At 67.8% G+C, this 18472-nt stretch carries 13 protein-coding genes; 4 read left to right on the forward strand and 9 right to left on the reverse strand.

Annotated elements, in window-relative coordinates:
* Window positions 1-196 precede the first annotated feature (196 nt).
* Window positions 197-2323, reverse strand: a complete 2127-nt coding sequence (gene uvrB, locus AHIS1636_RS02435) for an excinuclease ABC subunit UvrB (protein WP_264794231.1) — start codon at window positions 2321-2323, stop codon at window positions 197-199.
* Between the two features lie 252 nt (window positions 2324-2575).
* Here uvrB and AHIS1636_RS02440 point away from each other — a divergent pair, with 252 nt between their 5' ends.
* Window positions 2576-4009 carry an MFS transporter gene (locus AHIS1636_RS02440; RefSeq protein ID WP_264794232.1) on the forward strand — a complete coding sequence of 478 codons (1434 nt, stop codon included), beginning with the start codon at window positions 2576-2578 and terminating at the stop codon, window positions 4007-4009.
* A 32-nt stretch (window positions 4010-4041) separates the two neighbouring features.
* On the opposite strand, the gene coaE is transcribed toward AHIS1636_RS02440, so the two are convergent.
* A complete protein-coding gene (gene coaE, locus AHIS1636_RS02445; RefSeq protein ID WP_264794233.1) occupies window positions 4042-5256 on the reverse strand; it encodes a dephospho-CoA kinase in 1215 nt (404 codons plus the stop codon).
* 38 nt (window positions 5257-5294) lie between these two features.
* On the reverse strand, window positions 5295-6716 hold the full coding sequence (locus AHIS1636_RS02450) for an FAD-binding oxidoreductase (protein WP_264794234.1): 1422 nt from the start codon (window positions 6714-6716) through the stop codon (window positions 5295-5297).
* Between the two features lie 211 nt (window positions 6717-6927).
* Here AHIS1636_RS02450 and AHIS1636_RS02455 point away from each other — a divergent pair, with 211 nt between their 5' ends.
* Together AHIS1636_RS02455 and AHIS1636_RS02460 are read left to right on the forward strand one after the other, a co-directional pair.
* Window positions 6928-7608, forward strand: a complete 681-nt coding sequence (locus tag AHIS1636_RS02455; protein ID WP_373875772.1) for an IMPACT family protein — start codon at window positions 6928-6930, stop codon at window positions 7606-7608.
* Window positions 7601-8728 (forward strand): class I SAM-dependent methyltransferase, encoded by a 1128-nt coding sequence (locus tag AHIS1636_RS02460; RefSeq protein ID WP_264794236.1) that lies wholly within the window; start codon window positions 7601-7603, stop codon window positions 8726-8728. Before AHIS1636_RS02455 ends, AHIS1636_RS02460 begins: the two co-directional genes overlap by 8 nt.
* A gap of 158 nt (window positions 8729-8886) precedes the next feature.
* Here the strand turns inward: AHIS1636_RS02460 and rpsA are convergent, their stop codons facing one another.
* The 3 genes from rpsA to polA form a co-directional block, all read right to left on the reverse strand.
* The gene (gene rpsA / locus AHIS1636_RS02465; protein WP_264794237.1) at window positions 8887-10362 is read right to left on the reverse strand and encodes a 30S ribosomal protein S1; all 1476 of its coding nucleotides are present in this window, start codon (window positions 10360-10362) and stop codon (window positions 8887-8889) included.
* Between the two features lie 277 nt (window positions 10363-10639).
* Window positions 10640-11950, reverse strand: a complete 1311-nt coding sequence (locus AHIS1636_RS02470; RefSeq protein WP_264794238.1) for a GNAT family N-acetyltransferase — start codon at window positions 11948-11950, stop codon at window positions 10640-10642.
* An 86-nt stretch (window positions 11951-12036) separates the two neighbouring features.
* Entirely contained in the window at window positions 12037-14787 is a 2751-nt protein-coding gene (gene polA, locus AHIS1636_RS02475; protein WP_373875769.1) for a DNA polymerase I, read from the reverse strand.
* An 18-nt stretch (window positions 14788-14805) separates the two neighbouring features.
* On the opposite strand from polA, the gene AHIS1636_RS02480 reads away from it, so the two are divergent.
* Entirely contained in the window at window positions 14806-15291 is a 486-nt protein-coding gene (locus AHIS1636_RS02480; protein ID WP_264794239.1) for a hotdog fold thioesterase, read from the forward strand.
* Window positions 15292-15422: 131 nt separating this feature from the next.
* Here AHIS1636_RS02480 and AHIS1636_RS02485 read toward each other — a convergent pair whose 3' ends face one another.
* The 3 genes from AHIS1636_RS02485 to AHIS1636_RS02495 form a co-directional block, all read right to left on the reverse strand.
* Complete coding sequence (locus AHIS1636_RS02485; protein ID WP_264794240.1) at window positions 15423-16991, reverse strand: HNH endonuclease signature motif containing protein; 1569 nt, start codon at window positions 16989-16991, stop codon at window positions 15423-15425.
* Window positions 16992-17039: 48 nt separating this feature from the next.
* Complete coding sequence (locus AHIS1636_RS02490; RefSeq protein WP_264794241.1) at window positions 17040-17687, reverse strand: hypothetical protein; 648 nt, start codon at window positions 17685-17687, stop codon at window positions 17040-17042.
* Between the two features lie 238 nt (window positions 17688-17925).
* Entirely contained in the window at window positions 17926-18471 is a 546-nt protein-coding gene (locus AHIS1636_RS02495; protein ID WP_264794242.1) for a dihydrofolate reductase family protein, read from the reverse strand.
* Window position 18472 lies beyond the last annotated feature (1 nt).

An 18472-nucleotide genomic window follows, 5' to 3' on the forward strand; every position in this document is an offset into this window, starting at 1 on the left:
GGAACCTTGCCTTTCACAGGTGATGCCGCGCGGTGTCGCCGCGCGGGGGTACGGGTGTTCGCCGCAAGTCTCTCCGCCCCCGGTTTCCGGTCAGGCCACTGCGCCCGGCAGGGCCTCGATGCCCCGCGTGTTGACGTCCGCAGTGTTCGGGATACTCCCCTACGCTCGGACAAGTGTACAGCACGCTCTGCCGGCCTCAGGCATGGCCGGCAGAGCGCATCTGCCGCAGTTCCTTCTTCAGCTCTCCTACTTCGTCCCGGATCCGCGCCGCGAGTTCGAATTGCAGTTCGGCGGCCGCGGCGTGCATCTGCTCCGTCATCTGCTCGATCATGCCGGCCAGGTCCTCGGCGGGCGCTGCCGCCAGGCCGTCCTGGCGCACCTTCGCGCTGGCAGCACCGGCAGTGCCTGCCTTGTCCTTCGGTTTGGCGGCGGAGTAGCCGCGCTTGCCCTTGCCGTAGTCGAAGTCGCCCAGCAGCGCGTTCGTGTCCGCGTCCTCGCGGGCCAGCTGGTCCGTGATGTCCGCAATGCGCTTGCGCAGCGGCGTCGGATCGACGCCGTGCTCCTTGTTGTACGCCAGCTGGATGGCCCGGCGCCGGTTGGTCTCTTCGATGGCGTGCTCCATCGAGTCGGTGATCCGGTCTGCGTACATATGCACCTGGCCCGACACGTTACGCGCGGCGCGGCCGATGGTCTGGATGAGCGAGGTGCTGCTGCGCAGGAAGCCTTCCTTGTCAGCGTCGAGGATGCTGACCAGCGAGACCTCCGGAAGGTCCAGCCCCTCGCGCAGCAGGTTGATGCCCACCAGCACATCGAAGGTGCCCAGCCGCAGTTCCCGCAGCAGCTCCACGCGCCGGAGGGTGTCGACGTCGGAATGCAGGTACTGCACCTTGACGCCATGCTCCAGCAGGTAGTCGGTGAGGTCCTCCGCCATCCGCTTGGTCAGCGTCGTCACCAGGACGCGCTCGTCCCGCTCCACCCGCAGGTTGATCTCGCCCAGCAGGTCGTCGATCTGGCCCTTGGTCGGCTTGACGATCACCTCCGGATCGACAAGCCCGGTAGGCCGGATGATCTGCTGGACGTAGCCGTCCGACTTGCCCAGCTCGTACTTGCCCGGCGTCGCGGACAGGTAGATGGTCTGCCCTATCCGTTCAAGGAACTCGTCCCACTTCAGCGGCCGGTTGTCCATCGCCGAGGGCAGCCGGAAACCGTGCTCCACCAGCGTCCGCTTGCGCGACATGTCTCCCTCGTACATGGCGCCGATCTGCGGCACCGTCACGTGGGATTCGTCGATGACCAGCAGGAAGTCGTCCGGGAAATAGTCCAGCAGGCAGTGCGGGGCGGTCCCCGGACCGCGCCCGTCGATGTGCCGCGAGTAGTTCTCGATGCCGTTGCAGAAGCCCATCTGCTGCATCATTTCCAGGTCGTAGGTGGTGCGCATCCGCAGCCGCTGGGCCTCGACAAGCTTGTTCTGCGACTCGAGGGTCTCCAGCCGCTCCTGCAGCTCATCCTCGATGGCCTTGACCGCCCGGCTCATCCGCTCCGGCCCGGCCACGTAGTGCGAGGCCGGGAAGATGTACATCTCGTTCTCTTCGCGCAGCACCTCGCCCGTCACCGGGTGCAGCGTGTGGATCGCCTCGATCTCGTCCCCGAAGAACTCGATCCGCAGCGCCAGTTCCTCGTACATCGGGATGATTTCCACCGTGTCGCCGCGGACCCGGAACGTCCCGCGGTGGAAGTCCACGTCGTTGCGGACGTACTGCATCGCCACAAAACGGCGGAGCAGCTCGTCCCGGTTGACTTCCTCGCCGCGGCGCAGCGTCACCATTCCGGCGACGTACTCTTCCGGGGTACCCAGGCCGTAGATGCAGGAGACCGTGGCAACAACGACGACGTCCCGCCGGGTCAGCAGCGCATTCGTCGCCGAGTGCCGCAAGCGTTCCACTTCCTCGTTGACGGACGAGTCCTTCTCGATGAAGGTGTCCGTCTGCGGCACATAGGCCTCCGGCTGGTAGTAGTCGTAGTACGAGACGAAGTACTCCACGGCGTTGTTGGGCAGGAGTTCGCGGAACTCGTTCGCCAGCTGGGCGGCCAGCGTCTTGTTCTGCACCATCACCAGTGTCGGGCGCTGCACCTTTTCGATCAGCCACGCCGCCGTCGCGCTCTTGCCGGTACCGGTGGCGCCCAGCAGGACGACGTCCTTCTCTCCCGCCTGGATGCGTTCCGCGAGCTCCTTGATGGCGGTCGGCTGGTCGCCGGCCGGCTGGTATTCGCTGATCACTTCGAACGGGGCAACGACGCGTTTGATGTCCTGGGCAAGGCTCATGGTGTTAACGGTAGACCCGAATGCGGCCAGCGCGGGTCCGTGATTGCTAGGGGCTGAACTGCCGGAGCCGAAGTCGGGGTCGCGTAGCTTCACCCGCGCCCGCGCGAAGCCTAAGCAAACTGATCAATCGGCACAAATCGCGGCGATTTGCTTGGTTCATGCCGCTGACAAGCGGATACTGTGACCTAAACGCCGCATCGAACCGAAAAGAAGGTGGCGCCCGCGGGGGCCGTACACCTGGATGGAGAGAAAATGCCAAGCGACCAATACTCACCGGAGGACAACGCCGGCCGGCGGATCCCGGACGGCCCGGCAGGAGGAACCGGCAGGGAGCCCGAGCCGCGGTATGCCGCTCCCACTATGGACACGCTCGAAGGCCGGCGGACCATCCGCAAGGCGATCGGTGCATCCGCCATGGGAAATGCGACCGAGTGGTTCGACTACGGCATCTACGCCGTGGCCGTCACCTACATCACGGCGAACTTCTTCCCCACCGAGGGCGGCGTGGCCTTCGCGCTGGCAACATTCGCCATCTCCTTCCTGGTCCGCCCGCTCGGCGGACTCGTCTGGGGCCCGCTGGGCGACCGCATCGGGCGCAAGTCCATCCTCGCGCTGACCATCATCCTGATGGCGGGCGCGACGTTCGCCATCGGCCTGCTGCCCACCTACGACATGATCGGCATCTGGGCGCCGATCCTGCTCATCATCCTGCGCATGGTGCAGGGTTTCTCCACCGGCGGCGAGTACGGCGGAGCCGCCACGTTCATGGCAGAGTATTCGCCGGACAAGAAGCGCGGGTTCTTTGGCAGCTTCCTGGAGTTCGGGACGCTGTTCGGCTTTGTGCTCGGCACCGCGCTGGTACTCTTCTTCCAGATCATCCTCGGCCAGGAAGCCATGACCGAATGGGGCTGGCGGCTGCCGTTCCTGGTAGCCGGCCCGATGGGCGTGATCGGCCTCTACCTGCGGACCAAGCTCGAGGACACTCCCGTGTTCCGGGACCTGGAGGACCACCATCAGGAGGAATCCAGCGCCAAGACCGAGTTGAAGGACCTGGTCGTCAAGTACTGGAAGCCTCTGCTGACCATGGGCGGCCTGGTCATCGCCCTGAACGTCACCAACTACACGTTGCTCAGCTACATGCCGACCTATCTGCAGACCGAGATCAACCTCTCGGCAAACAGCGCGCTCACGCTGACGCTGCTGGGACAGCTGGCCATGATGGTCGTGATCCCCTTCGCCGGACGGATCTCGGACAAGGTCGGCCGGAAGCCCATGTGGTGGGCCTCGCTGGGCGGCCTGTTCGTTGCCGCCATCCCGATGTACCTGCTGATGCGGATCAACTTCGGCGCGGCGCTGATCGGCTTCGCCGTGCTGGGCCTGCTGTACGTGCTGCAGCTGGCCACGATCTCCGCGACGTTCCCGGCCATGTTCCCCACCCAGGTCCGTTACGCCGGCTTCGCCATCACCTACAACGTGGCGACGGCGCTCTTCGGCGGCACCGCCCCGCTGGTGAACGAGCTCCTCATCGAGTCGACGGGCGATACTTTGGTCCCCGCCTACTACATGATGGTCGCCTGCGTCGTGGGCGCTATTGCGCTCAAGTTCGTCCCGGAGACCGCGGGCTGCTCGATCCGCGGCACGGAGATTCCAAGCATCGAGCGGGACCGCGCCGAAGCCGGACGCTGACGCGCGCACGCCGCACCCGGACCAAGTCCGGCTTAGAAGGCGGCGGCCTCCTCGGGCCGCCAACCGGAGCCGCGGATCCATTCCTGGAGCCGCGGCTCCGCCGTGTCCGTGAACCACTCGTCCTTGTCCTTGGCGTAGCGGCCGATCGACCGGTCCCCCGCATGCAGTTCGGCCAGCCGCCGCTTCTCCGCCAGGTACTCGGCCGCCACCGGAGCCTCGGCCCGCAGCCAGTCCCGGAAGCCCAGGGCGTAACACCAGCCGGGCGACCCCTGCACCCGGACGTGGACGTTGGCCGCACGGCCCGGGTCGGCGTTGCAGTGCATCCGCTTCTCCCACGCCGCAGGATCCGGGCAGGACGGCTTCGGTGAATCCCGCCACTGGCCCGGCCAGCGCGGGAATCCGGCCGCGGCGAGGTTTGCGGCTATCCCATCCGCATCCGCCAGGGTCGCCACGGACACCTGCAGGTCGATGACGTCCTTGGCCGGCAGGCCCGGGACGGACGTGGAGCCGACGTGGGCCACGCCCAGGACGCGGCTGTCCGCAGCCGCGATCCTCGCGGCCAGCCGGCGGGCCTGGTGCCGCCACTGCGGGTCCGGATCGACCAGCTGCGGACCCCCGTCGCGGGGTGCCGCCCGTTCCGCCTGCAGGTTCTCCGCAAAGGGCACGAGCCGCTCGTCCCACAGCCGGTCCACCGCGGCGAGCAGGTCGCCGGCGCTCGACACGTTGTCCAGCACGACGTCCGCGGCCGCCCGCCGCTGCTCCGCGGTCGCCTGGGCCGCTATGCGGGACCGCGCGTCCTCGGGCGTCATGCCGCGCAGGTCCACCATGCGGCGGACCCGGGTCTCCTCCGGCGCGTCCACGACGAGCACGAGGTGGAAACCGGCCCCCTGCCCGGTCTCCACCAGGAGCGGGATGTCCTGGACGACGATGGACCCGGGCCCGGCCTCCGCCACCAGCTGCGCCGAACGGGCCCGCACCAGCGGATGCACAATCGCATTGAGCTGCTCCCGCTTGGCCTGGTCTCCGAAGACAATGGCGCCCAGCGCCGCACGGTCCAGCCCGCCGTCGTCGTTAATCACCTGGGGGCCGAAGGCCGCGGCTATGGCGGCAAGGCCGTCGGTCCCCGGCTCCACCACTTCGCGGGCCAGGACGTCCGCATCCACCAGGACCGCCCCGCGCTCGCTCAGCCGCCGCGCCACCAGCGATTTCCCGGCCGCGATCCCGCCCGTCAGTCCAACCTTCAGCATGCCGCCAGCTTAGCGGCATGCCGAAGGCCAGCCGCGCATCAGTCAGCCGCTGGCGGGATGTTCTGGTTGATATGGAAGACGTTGTCCGGATCGTACTGTGCCTTCACCCGGGCCAGCCGTTCGAAGTTCTCTAGGTAGGACGCCCTGACCCGTTCCGGGCCTTCGTCCATGATGAAGTTGATGTACGCTCCGCCGGCCGACGTTGGATGCAGCTCCTCCCAGTAGACCTTTGCCCAGTCCGAGATCAGTTGGGCGTTGGCGGGATCGGGGTCGATGCCGCCGATGACGCCGGCCCATCCGCCGCCGCGGTAGGCAAAGGCCGTATCGCCCGTGGGCACCTCTTGCGCCGCGCCGCTGATCGGATACATGTGCATGGTTGACAACTCGGTCGGGATGGCTTCCCCGTACTTCCGGTGGATCTCGATCGCCTCGTCCGACAGCTCAGTGACGAAGTCGGCCTTCCAGTACCACTGCAGGCCCGCAGGCACCAGGGGGTCGAACAGCGACTGCAGGGCCGTGAACGGCATGTTCTGCAGGCCAACGAGCAGGGGGTTCCCGAACCCGCGGACCGGCGCCAGAACCCGCTCGGCGTCGGCGTGCGGCCCGGTGTAGGACCAGATGATCATGCACACCCTGCGGTCATGGATCTCCTCCGGGAACAGCGGAATGGACGGGACCCGCGCGATGCCGATCCAGCCGTTGAGTTCCCTCGGTTGGGCCGGCAGGAATTCCCGGTACCAGCGCATCACGTCGCCGATATCGGCGATGTCGTAAAAGACCGGCCCGGCGATGACGATTCCATTTTCACCGACGTCATGGCAGCGGAAGCGGAACGAGGTCACCACGCCGAAATTGCCGCCGCCGCCCCGCAGCGCCCAGAACAGGTCGGGATGGTGTTCTGTGTCTGCGGTGACCAGCGAGCCGTCCGCCAGCACCACATCGGCGCTGAGCAGGTTGTCAACGGTCAGGCCGTAGCGCCGAGTCAGGTGGCCGACGCCGCCGCCGAGGGCGAGTCCGCCGACGCCGGTCGAGGCGACCGTGCCCGCCGGCGCCGCCATGCCGAATGGCACGGTCGCATGGTCGACGTCCTTCCAGAGGCAGCCGCCGTCGACCCTGACCACATGGTTGGCCGGATCGACAGTGGTGCCGCGCATCAGCGACAGGTCGATGACCAGCGCGCCGTCCCACACGCCGAGGCCACCCGCATTGTGACCGCCTCCGCGAACGGCAACTTCCAGCGAGTGCTGGCGCGCGAAGCGCACGCACGCGACGACATCCGCCGCGTCGGCGCAGCGCACAATGACCGCAGGATGCCGGTCGATCATGCCGTTGTAGACCGCCCGGGCTTCGTCATAGGCAGGGTCCGCGGGCTTGATCGCGTAGCCGCGCAGCTGGGCCTCGAGGTCCTCGTACGGATTCGCGAGGCCGGTAACAGTCGAGTCGACTGGGGTCGTAGACATAATGGTTCCTCCTGAGTCCGGCCTCGCCAAACACAGGAGCACCCGGCCGCCCCCGCCGCATACCAGGACAGTCCGCAATGCCGATCGGATGGTTCGCTGCGCACGGCGCGGCACGGCGTTTGCTCTGTCCCCCAACCGCAATTTTCCCACCCGCGGCGGTGGCAGGCAACGGCCGTACGCGCGCCGCGGCAGGCCCGCGTACTAGGCTGGTCTGGTGCAACCAGCCCCGCCCTCGACCGCCAGCTATACCACCATCGACGGCGAACACCGGCATGAGGTGGAGATCAAGCGCTCCCGTTTCATCACCGTCCTCCGGCGGGTCGAAACGGAAGAGGCCGCCCGCGAACTCGTCGCCGGCCTGCGCAAGGAATTCCATGACGCGCGGCACCACTGCAGCGCCTTCATCCTTGGTCCGGACCGCAGGGTGCAGCGTTCCAACGACGACGGCGAACCGTCCGGAACGGCGGGAATTCCCATGCTGGAGGCACTGGCAAAACGCGAGACGGCGCCCGGGGTGACGGACCTCAGCGACGTCGCGGCCGTCGTCGTCCGCTATTTCGGCGGGATCCTGCTGGGTGCCGGCGGGCTGGTGCGGGCCTACTCGGATTCCGTGTCGCAGGCCCTCTCGGGCGCGCGGCTGATCCGACGCGAGCACCTGCAGCTGTTCTCGGTTCCGGCCGGACACGCTGCCGCGGGACGGCTCGAGAACGAGTTGCGCGGCGCCGGGGTGCAAGTCCTGGGCACGGACTATCTGTCCAACGAGGCACGCATCCAGGTCGCCCTGCCGGACTCGCCGGAAACCGTCGCCGGATTCCGCGAACGGCTGGCGGCGCTGACCGGCGGCGGCCCCGGACCTGTACCCAGCGGCAGCCGGTGGGTGGACCGTGGCTGACCTCGATCTCGCCGCCCTGCGGCGCTGGCCCGATGTCGAGGCGGAGAATCTCTACGCCTACGACGCGGCAGACCGGCTCCTCCTGGCCACGGCGGAGCCGCTGCTGGCCGGACTGGACGGCGCGAGGGTCGCTGTCGTCAATGACCACTACGGTGCGCTGACCCTGTCCCTCGCCGCCCGCGGGCTGGCCGGGATCCGGGTGCACCAGGACCCGTTGTCCGGCGAACTCGCCCTGGCGAACAATGCCGAGGCGCTGGGACTTGGCGGCTACCGGCAATACCCGCTGGGGCCGGAGATATTCGACGGCGTCCGCCTGGTCCTGCTGCAGCTGCCCCGTTCCCTGGACGCGCTCGAGGAAATCGCGGGCTGGATCGCGCGCTCGGCCGCGCCCGACGTCGTCGTCCTCGCCGCGGGCCGGGTCAAGCACATGACCAAGGCGATGAACCAGGTACTGGGGACCGCCTTCAGCCACGTGACGGCGGGCCTGGCGCGGCAAAAGGCCCGGGTCCTGACGGCAACCGGTCCCGCGCGCCCGGAATCCAGCCGGTTCCCGCTGGTGGAAAGCCACGACGTCGGACTGCCGGCACCCCTGCGCCTGGTCGCGTTCGGCGGGACCTTCGGCGGAGCGAAGCTGGATGTCGGAACCCGTTTCCTGCTCCCCCTGCTCGACGGCGCCCGCGACTGCCGCACGGCGGTGGACCTGGGCTGCGGCAACGGAACAATCGCGGCCTATCTGGCTCTGCGGCGACCGGAGCTGCGGGTCACCGCCACGGACCAGTCGGCCTCCGCGGTGTCGTCGACCAAGGCGACGGCCGAGGCCAACGGCGTCGCGGACCGGATCATGGTCCGCCGGGACGACGGGCTGTCCGGCCTCGCCGATGCCTCTGCCGAACTGATCGTGCTGAATCCGCCGTTCCATATCGGCAACGCCGTGCACGCCGGGATCGCCCTGAAATTGTTCGCCGATGCAGGCCGGGTCCTGGCCCCGGGCGGAGAGCTGTGGACGGTGTGGAACAGCCATCTCGGCTACCGGCCGGCCCTGCAGCGCCTCGTCGGGCCGACGCGCCAGGTCGCGCGAAACCCCAAGTTCACCGTCACCGTCAGCGTCCGCGAAGGCTGAGCACCGCCGGCAAGCCCCTGCCGGCCGCCGCCGTGGTAGTCATGGTCGTGGTGGCTGCCGCCGTCGTCGCTGTTGGTGTTGTGGTTTAAAGCCAAACAGGACCCCCGCCCGAAGGCAGGGGTCCCGCATGCATCTTCAGCGCCTGGCGGCGCCTGGGATTAGTGGCCGGTCAGCTTCTCGCGCAGAGCGGCGAGGGCCTCGTCCGAAGCCAGGGTGCCGCCGCTGCTGGGCTCGGTCGACGCAGCGTCCGAGGAGTAGCTGGTCGGAGCCGCTTCGCCGCCCTCGGAGGATGCCTGGGCATCTTCCTGCAGGTGGCGGGCAACCTGCTTCTTGTGGGCTTCCCAGCGGGCTTGGGCGTCAGCGTACTGCTGCTCCCAAGCGGCGCGCTGGTTCTCGTAGCCCTCGAGCCATTCGTTGGACTCGGGGTCGAAGCCCTCGGGGTACTTGTAGTTGCCCTCTTCGTCGTACTCGGCAGCCATGCCGTACAGCGCCGGGTCGAACTCGGTGCCTTCCGGATCGACGCCCTCGTTGGCCTGCTTGAGGGACAGCGAGATGCGGCGGCGCTCCAGGTCGATGTCGATGACCTTGACGAACAGCTCGTCGCCCACGGAGACGACCTGCTCGGCCAGCTCGACGTGGCGGACGGCCAGCTCGGAGATGTGGACCAGGCCTTCGATGCCGTCCTCGACGCGGACGAACGCACCGAACGGAACCAGCTTGGTGACCTTGCCCGGGACAACCTGGCCCAGCGCGTGCGTGCGGGCGAAGGTCTGCCACGGATCTTCCTGGGTGGCCTTCAGCGACAGGGAGACACGCTCGCGGTCCAGGTCCACCTCGAGGACCTCGACGGTGACTTCCTGGCCGACCTCGACAACCTCGGACGGGTGGTCGATGTGCTTCCAGGACAGCTCGGAGACGTGCACCAGGCCGTCGACGCCGCCCAGGTCCACGAAGGCACCGAAGTTGACGATCGAGGAGACAACGCCCGGACGGACCTGTCCCTTCTCCAGCTTGTTGAGGAAGGTCGAGCGGACCTCGGACTGGGTCTGCTCGAGCCAGGCGCGGCGGGACAGCACAACGTTGTTGCGGTTCTTGTCCAGCTCGATGATCTTGGCTTCGATCTGCTGGCCGATGTACGGAGCCAGGTCGCGCACGCGGCGCATCTCGACCAGGGAGGCGGGCAGGAAGCCGCGCAGGCCGATGTCGAGGATAAGACCACCCTTGACGACCTCGATGACGGTACCGGTGACGACGCCGTCCTCTTCCTTGACCTTCTCGATGTCGCCCCAGGCGCGCTCGTACTGTGCGCGCTTCTTGGACAGGATGAGGCGGCCTTCCTTGTCCTCCTTGGTCAGGACGAGGGCTTCGACCTCGTCGCCAACGGAGACGACGTCGCCGGGATCAACGTCGTGCTTGATGGAAAGCTCGCGGGAGGGGATGACACCTTCGGTCTTGTAACCGATGTCGAGCAGGACTTCGTCGCGGTCAACCTTGACGACAGTACCTTCGACGAGATCGCCGTCGTTGAAGTACTTGATGGTCGCGTCGACAGCAGCGAGAAAGTCTTCAGCGGTACCGATGTCGTTGACTGCGACCTGAGGGGTACCGGGCTTCTCGGTGGAGGTGATGGTCATGTAGTAGGGGCTCCGATGTGGATAGTTTTCTTGGTTCCGCACAGCTTGACTCTGCTCTGGACCCAGCACAAAATGGCTGCAGCCTTCCAACATTGCTGACTGTCCGGAAGCGGACATTGTGGTATGACGCAGGATGAAGCTTCTGCGTACGCATTACGCGCCCAACCAGTCTAGCCGCAACGGCCAAGTCGGGTCAAAGCGGATGCCGTGCGTCCCGGCCTTTTTCCAACCCGCCTTTCCCACCCGCGGTCCGGGTTGTCCGCGACTGGTCCTGCGCCTAGAAGTGCGTGATGCAGTAGGGCGCCGAGGCCAGCGCGAACAGCCTGTCCAGACGCCCGACGGCGGCGTCGTCGCCTTCCAGCCGACCCGCGCCGGCCAGGGTCCGTCCCCGGGCTCCCCCGAGATAGAGCGAGCCAAGGACGTCGACGTCAAGGGTGAGGTCCACCGCGGCCGAGGCATCCAGCCGCTCCACGCGTGCCTGCCCGCCGGCAGCGTCCAGCCGGAACCGTCCCACGGCCAAGCCGAGCGGATCCCGGACCGCGAACGCCAGCGAGCCGTCCTGCTCGAAACGACGCGCTTCCAGAGCTGCCACAGGGTCGAGTATCCGGAGCCAGAGCGCGTCTTCCTCCGCGGTGACGCGGTAGCTGCGGGGGTCGGACAGCGCCCAGGGCAGCGGATCGTCGGCCGGGGCCGCGGACCACACGATCCGCTGGACCAGGTCGATGGAGCCGAGGTACCGCCAGAGTTCGCGGTAGCTCGCCTCCGACGCCGCCACCAGGTCGACGACCTTCATGGTGTGCGGCTCGGAATGCCAGCCGGCGAACTTGTAGGCGACGTAGCCGCCGGGCTCGCCGTCCGGACGGAAGTGCACGGCCACCCGAAGGTCCGGATTCGGTTCGGGCTTCTCCGACTGCCAGCGCCCCGATGCCACCTGGGCATACGAAAACTGGCGGTCCAGCGAACCGGTGGTCCGTCCATGGAAGCCGGCGAAGATTCGCGGGGCCAGCTCCAGCATCGACGCGGGATCGACCAGCTCCATGGTGCCGAAGGGAGCCGCCCGCAGCGCGAAGCGTTCGCGGACATCGACCTCGACGCGACGGGTGAACGCCGCGGCCCCGAAGCCAAAGCGGCCATAAATGGTTGCTTCCGACGCCGTCAGCGCCGCGACGGCGAAGCCCCTGCCGGCCGCCTGCTCGAGGTCCGTGGTGATCATGGTCCGCAGCAGGCCGCGGCGGCGGTGGGTGGGCCGGACCGTGACCGCCGTGATCTGGTGGGTCGGGACAAGCCGCCCGCCTCCGACGTTCATCGTGTTGGCCAAGGACCCGTAGGTGGCCACCGGGATGTCCGGACCCCAGGCACCCGGCCGGGCGCCGTCGTCGTACGCTCCCCATAGCACGCGCCGGTCGGCCTGGTAGGCGGCGACGTAGGCCCCCACGTGCCCTGGCTGTGGCGCCCCGTCATGGAATCCGGCCCGGACCGCCTCGAACCAGCCCATGGTCCGGGCATCGGGCCGTCCGTCCTCGAGGCCGGCCGGGAACTGTTCGATCCTGATGGTGCCGGCCCGGGTGTCTGCTGCGCTGGTGTCCACGACAGCCGAGCCTAATGCGCGGCGGCCGCTCCCGCCAGAGGAGCGGCCGCCGCGGCCGGAGCCGGTGTCCGGACCCGGGGCCTGGGTCAGTGGCCGGCTTCGTGCCAGTTCCGGCCGACGCCGACGGAGACATCCAGCGGCACCGAAAGTTCGGCGGCGGCGCCCATCTGCTCGCGCACGAGCCGCTCCAGGGCGTCGCGTTCACCGGGAGCGACCTCGAACACGAGTTCGTCGTGGACCTGGAGCAGCATCCGCGACTTCAGGTCCTGCGCCTTGAGTTCGTCGTCCACGCCGAGCATGGCCTTCTTGATGATGTCCGCGGCCGACCCCTGGATCGGGGCATTCAGTGCGGCCCGCTCTGACATCTCGCGCAGCTGGCGGTTGGTGCTGGTCAGGTCCGGCAGGTACCGGCGGCGGCCCTCGATGGTGGACGTGTAGCCGTCCTTGCGCGCCTGCTCGACCACGCCGCGCAGGTAGTCGCGCACGGCGCCGAACCGGGCGAAATAGTCCTTCATCAGGGTCCGTGCTTCATCGACCGGGATGTTCAGCTGCTTGGACAGACCGAATGAACTCAGCCCGTAGACGAGCCCGTAGGACATGGCCTTGACCTTCGCCCGCATCTCGCTGGTGACGTCCTCTGGTGCCACGCCGAAGATGTGGGCGCCCACGAACCGGTGCAGGTCCTCCCCCTCGCGGAACGCGCTGATGAGCCCCTCGTCGCCGGACAGGTGGGCCATGATGCGCATTTCGATCTGCGAGTAGTCGGCGGTGAGCAGCGACTCGTACCCCTCGCCGACGATGAAGACCTCGCGGATCCGCCGGCCCGCCTCGGAACGGACCGGGATGTTCTGCAGGTTCGGGTTGTTCGACGAAAGCCGTCCGGTGGCCGCCACCGTCTGGGCGTAGGTCGTGTGGATCCGGCCGTCCTCGCCCACGGTCTTGCGGAGACCCTCCACCGTCTGCCGCAGCTTCGAAGAGTCCCGGTAGGCCAGCAGCTGGACCAGGAAGGGGTGCTGGGTCTTGGTGATCAGGTCGTTGAGGGCGTCCGCATCCGTCGAGTAACCCGTCTTGATCTTCTTGGTCTTCGGCAGTTCCAGTTCATCGAACAGGACCGCCTGGAGCTGCTTCGGCGAACCGAGGTTGATCTCCTTGCCGATGATGCGGAAGGCCTCCGAACTGGCCGCATCGATCGTGACCGTGAAGTCGTCCAGCAGCCGGTCGAGCTGGTCGGTCGCCACCGCAATGCCGTGGAGCTCCATCTTGGCCAGCACCAGGGACAGCGGAAGGTCCAGGCCGCCGAGCAGCTGGTTTGCACCGCGCTCCACGAGCTGTCCCGCGAAGTGCTCGCTGAGCTGGAGTGCGGCAAAAGCCTTGGCGACGGCCGGAGCGGCCGGGTCCTCGCCGAGGTCCAGCTGCTGCTGCCCGTTGCCCGAGCTTCCCGCCGCCGCCACCGAAAGCTTCAGGTGGTACTGGGCCAGGTCCGCCAGCTCGTAATTGCGGCGGTCCGGCTGGATTAGGTAGGCGGAGATGGCGGTGTCATCGACCACGCCCAACAGTTCGAATCCGCGGTGGAACAGCAGCTTGTACGCGTACTTGAAGTCGTGGACCACCTTGGGTGCATCCAGGTCCTGCAGCCAATCCGCCAGCCGCTTTTCGGCGTCCGCGTCCAGGCCCTCAAAGGCGACGTAGGCGGCCGACGAGGGCGAGACCAGTGCCAGCGCGACGGCGTCTTCCCCGCCGGTGGTTGCTTCTGCCACCACCTGGACCGCGACCGGCAGCTGGTTCGTGCCGTCCAGCCACGCGTCGAGTTGCTCTGCCGATGCCAGCACTTCGTGCCGCGGCGCGTGGACCTCGGTGTCCTCCACCTGCTCGTCGACGGCGAACAGTTCGAACAGCCGCTTGCGCAGCGTGGTGAACTCCAAGGCGTCGAAGAGCTCCTCGACTGCATCCCGATCCGGGTGCTCCAGCGTCATCGCGGACAGGTTCACCGGCAGATCCAGGTCGCGGAGCAGGTGGTTCAGCCGCCGGTTGCGCTTGACCTGCTCGATATTCTCGCGCAGCGAATTGCCGACCTTGCCGCCGATCGAGTCGACGTTCTCGAGGATCCCGTCCAGGCCGCCGTACTGGTTGATCCACTTGGCGGCGGTCTTGGGACCGACGCCGGGTACGCCGGGGAGATTGTCCGCGGTCTCGCCCACCAGCGCGGCCAGGTCCGAGTAGCGGTTCGGCGGAACGAAGTACTTCGCTTCCACGGCGGCGGCGTTCATCGGCGGGATCTCGCTGACACCCTTCTTGGGATAGAGCACGGTGACCTTGTCCGTGATGAGCTGGAAGGCATCCCGGTCACCCGAGACCACCAGCACGTCCCAGCCGGCAGCCTCGGCCTGCTCGCTGAGGGTGGCAATAATGTCGTCGGCCTCGTAGCCGTCCATCGAGATCGTGGGGATGCGCATGGCCTCCATGACCTTGATGATCAAATCAACCTGGCCGTGGAACTCCTCCGGCGTCTTGTTCCGGCCGGCCTTGTACTCGCTGTACTCGGTTTCGCGGAAGGTCGGCGTATCCAGGTCGAAGGCCACGGCGACGTGCGTCGGCGACTGCTCGCGGATCATCGCCAGGAGCATGGACGTGAAACCGTACACGGCATTGGTATGCTGCCCGGTGCTCGTGGAGAACTTGTCCGCCGGCAGCGCATAGAACGCCCGGAATGCCATCGAATGCCCATCCACGACCAGGAGGCGGCGCGGCCCCTCCGGCTCAGCCATTGTCTGGCTGTCGGATACGGCTGCAAGAGGCTCGACGGTGGCAACGGATTCCGGTTTGTTTGTTTCACTCACAGGTGCCAGCCTAGTCGCATGACCGAGAATCTCACTCCGGCTGCGGAGCCGGCCGCCAACGCGGAGAACCGCATGCAGGAGCTCGTCGACGCCGGAGTTCCGGAGCATTTGCGCCCTTGGCTACGGGAAATGGGTGTCGGTGCGCTGGTCGTGAAGATGGGCATCAAGTTCGTCGAGATGTCAGCCGAGCGAATCGTTGCCACCATGCCCGTGCTCGGAAACACACAGGTGGCAGGCATCCTGCACGGCGGAGCCCACGTCGTCCTGGCCGAAACCCTCGGTTCCTTCGCCGCGTCGATCCATGCCGGCGCCAACCGCCATGCCGTCGGGATCGAGGTCGGAGCCACCCACCACCGGTCCGTAGCCTCCGGACTGGTCACTGGTACCGCCACGGCGCTTCAACTGGGCCGTACATTGGCCGTCCATGAAGTGGTTATGACAGACGAGCAAGGACGTCGGCTTTCCACGGCCCGCATCACCAATCTAATTCGGGACAACGCGTAACCAGCTAGCAACTGAAATGCGGCCAGGCAGGAGATCGCCGCGGCGAGCACTGTGACCGCATCCGGCGCCCCTCGTCGCAGAGGCGGTCCCCCCGGACGCAATGGGCGATCCCATAGTCGCAGGGGCGGGCGTTAGAAGGGCGGTGGTTCGTCGGGGCTGCTGTTGTGGTGGTGCCCGGCGTCGTGTGGCGTGCCCGCGTCGGTTTGCTCTGGCGGGATTGGCGCGCTGGAGGGCGGCGGGAGGGCCGCGGGCTGCGCCTGTGCTGGTTTCGATGGTCCGGCTGGTCCGGCGGGTTCGGTGTGGTCGGATTGTTGGTGCTTGCGTTGGTAGTAGGCCCGGAGTTTGGTGTTGATGGTGTGGATTTCGTGGCGTTCCAGGATGCTGGAGAGTTCTTCGGGCGGGGTCTGGACGAGGGGTTCGGGCCTGGTCGGGTAGCCGATTCCTGCCGGGGAGGTCCAGTCGAATTCGCCCGGGGTGGGTTGTTGAAGGTTCCAGTCGGTTTCGGTTTTGAGCCGGTGGTGGCGTTTGCATTCGGGGCCGAGGTTGGCGGTGCTGGTGGATCCGCCCTCGGCCCAGCCGATGGTGTGGTCGAGTTCGCAGTGCTCGCTGGAGCGGGAGCAGCCGTAGAACGTGCATTTGTTGTAGAGCAGGCGCAGGTAGCGGCGTTGCGCGGCGGTGGGGCGGTACTGTTTGCGGTCCATGGCCAGGACCGCGCCGGTGACCGGGTCGGTCAGGACGCGGGTGAAGGAGGGGGCGTTCGCGGCCAGCCGGGCGGCGGCCTCGATGGGGATCGGCCCGTAGCCGTCAAGGTGGGCCGGTTCCCGGCCGAGGCCAAGCAGGGTCAGGGCGGGGATGGTCAGCGCGACGGTGGGCACGATCCCGTATCCGGTACCCGGGGGCAGCCCGCCGTCCAGGGCGGGATGTTCCCGTAGATCCCCGGGCCCCGCCGCCGGGTCATTCCCAGCCGGATCAAAGGCCCCGGAAGTGCCTCCGGCACCGATGGCAGCTTCGGTAGCACCTGGGCCCCCTGCGCCGGCCGTGGCGCCGGCGTCGGAAGCGCCCGCGGCCTCGGTACCGGGGGCGGGCGCTACCGCTGGCGGGGGCTGGGGTTTGGGGGTGCTGCTGAGCAGGAGATGGGTGAGCGCGTCGGCGCGCAGTTGGGTCAGGGTGCGGGGTTCTTCGGGGCCTTGGACCGAGAGCGCGATGGCCTGGACGTGGTTGAACGCGGCGACGGCGGTTTCCGCGGGCAGGTAGGCGGAGAGCCAGGCCATTCCGTCGTAGTCGGGTTTGAGTTCAATGTGACGGTCGGCTGCTTTTTTCGCGCGGCGGGCGGTGATGGTTTCGGGGTGCCGCTTTTCGCGGAGGGTTTTCGCGCGCCGGCCCAGGCTGCCGGTGGAGCATAGCGGGGCGAGGTCGAGGAGTTCGCGTTCGAACCCGCGCCGGGCCCCGGGCGGCAGCGAGGTGGTTTCGTCGGTGATGATGGCGGCCTGCACGCCGGTCAGGTTGCCTTGTTCGAGGGTTTCGAGGGTCGCGGGGCATTCACCGGCGATGGTCCGGGCGTAGTTGATGCGGATTGCGGCGGTCTTTTCCGGGATCTGTAGAGCGGCGGCAGCTTCGGCGACTGCCGCGGCTTCGGCTAAGTGTTCATCCGGTGTGCCTGGTCCGAGCGGCGGCGGCCAGCCGTGGGGCTGTTCGTTCACGGCCTCGCGGACCAGGGCGTTGAGCAGGCGCAGGATGTGGGCCTCGAGTCAAGCGGAAGCCCGGCGGGCGGCGATGAGTTCGTGCGCGGCTTCCTGGTAGAGCATGCGGGACGGCTCGCGGGAGCCCAGCAGGGGCAGCAGGTCTCCGACCTGCCCGGAGCGGGCCGGCAGGACCGGTTCCCAGGCCGGGGGCGTGAACGCGCCGCGGCCGGCGGCCCACGGGTCTTCTTCCGGCGGGGCGTAATGGCCGGTGAGCACGTAGAGCGGGATCGGGGTATCCGGGGCGTCCAGCGGGATGCCCTCGGCGTCCACAGCCTCGCCCTCCTCCCAGGAGTGTTCCTCCCACGGCGGGCGGCAGGAGAGCGGATCCGCCGGCCGCGGACCAACACCCGGGACACCGGCCGGGCCGGCCGAACCTTCCGGGGCTGAGGTGTCCGAAGCACCGCAATCAGACGGGGCGTCGAAGGGACCGGGACCGGCCCCCTCGGCCGCGCAGCCGGGTGCAGGCTGATCGGCGGCAGGATCGCCGCGGGGCGTGGCAGGAACAGGCGGGTTGGGCGTGGCAGGACCTGGCGGGTTGGGCGTGGCCGCAGCGGCGTCAGGGGAACTCTCCGGGCAGGTTCGCCGGTCGCCGGAGCCGCCTGGGGGCTCCGGTCGTTCCGCGTCCTGCGGCGGTTCCGCTGACGTGTTCGCCATCACACTATTCTAGTCGAAGAGATATTCTATATCCAGGGCGGTGGATAACGGCCGCAGCTGGCCAGCGTCGGTGTAGGACAGGTCGAGGGCCGGCCCCGGACTGCTAGGATCCCCGCGACCGGCCGAGGGCTGGTTAGGATCCGCCCAGCGTGGCGAGCCTGATGGCCAGGGCGCGGCAGCGGAAAGTCGGGAGCCGGGGCTGCCTGGCGAAGCGGCAGCCAAAAGCCAGCGGCCGGGGCTACTTGGCGAGGTTGTAGCGGTTCTCCACCATGCCGGAGCCCAAGGTGCGGGAACCGGCTAAGTCGGCGGGCGCCGTCGTCGTTGTGACGGGCAGAAGGCGCTTGCCGCGGCCGAGGACCACCGGCACGTAGGTGACGATGAGTTCGTCGAGCAGGCCGGCGTCGAGGTACTGTGCGGCCAGTTCGCCGCCGCCGATCACCCAAACATCGCGGTCGCCGGCGTCGGCCACCACATTTGGATGGAACACCGTGATGTCTCCGCGGACGAAGGTGATGTCCGCGCCCGGGATGCCCGGTAGTTCGTGGTGCGTAAAGACCCAGGTTGGCGTACTGCCGTATTCCCAGGCGCCCTCTCCCCCGTTGTCCAGGAGGAACTTGTAGGTTTCCGACCCCATGACCAGGGCGCCGATGCCGGCAATGAACTCTTCGTAGGATTCCTTCACGCCTTCGGCATCGTTGAACTGGAAGAGCCACTCCAGTTTGTCGTCCTCGTCGGCGATGAATCCGTCGAGCGAGCTCGCGACGTAGTAGACGGTCCTGGCCATG

Origin of the sequence: Arthrobacter mangrovi (genome assembly GCF_026011795.1) — a bacterium.
Lineage (GTDB): Bacteria > Actinomycetota > Actinomycetes > Actinomycetales > Micrococcaceae > Crystallibacter > Crystallibacter mangrovi.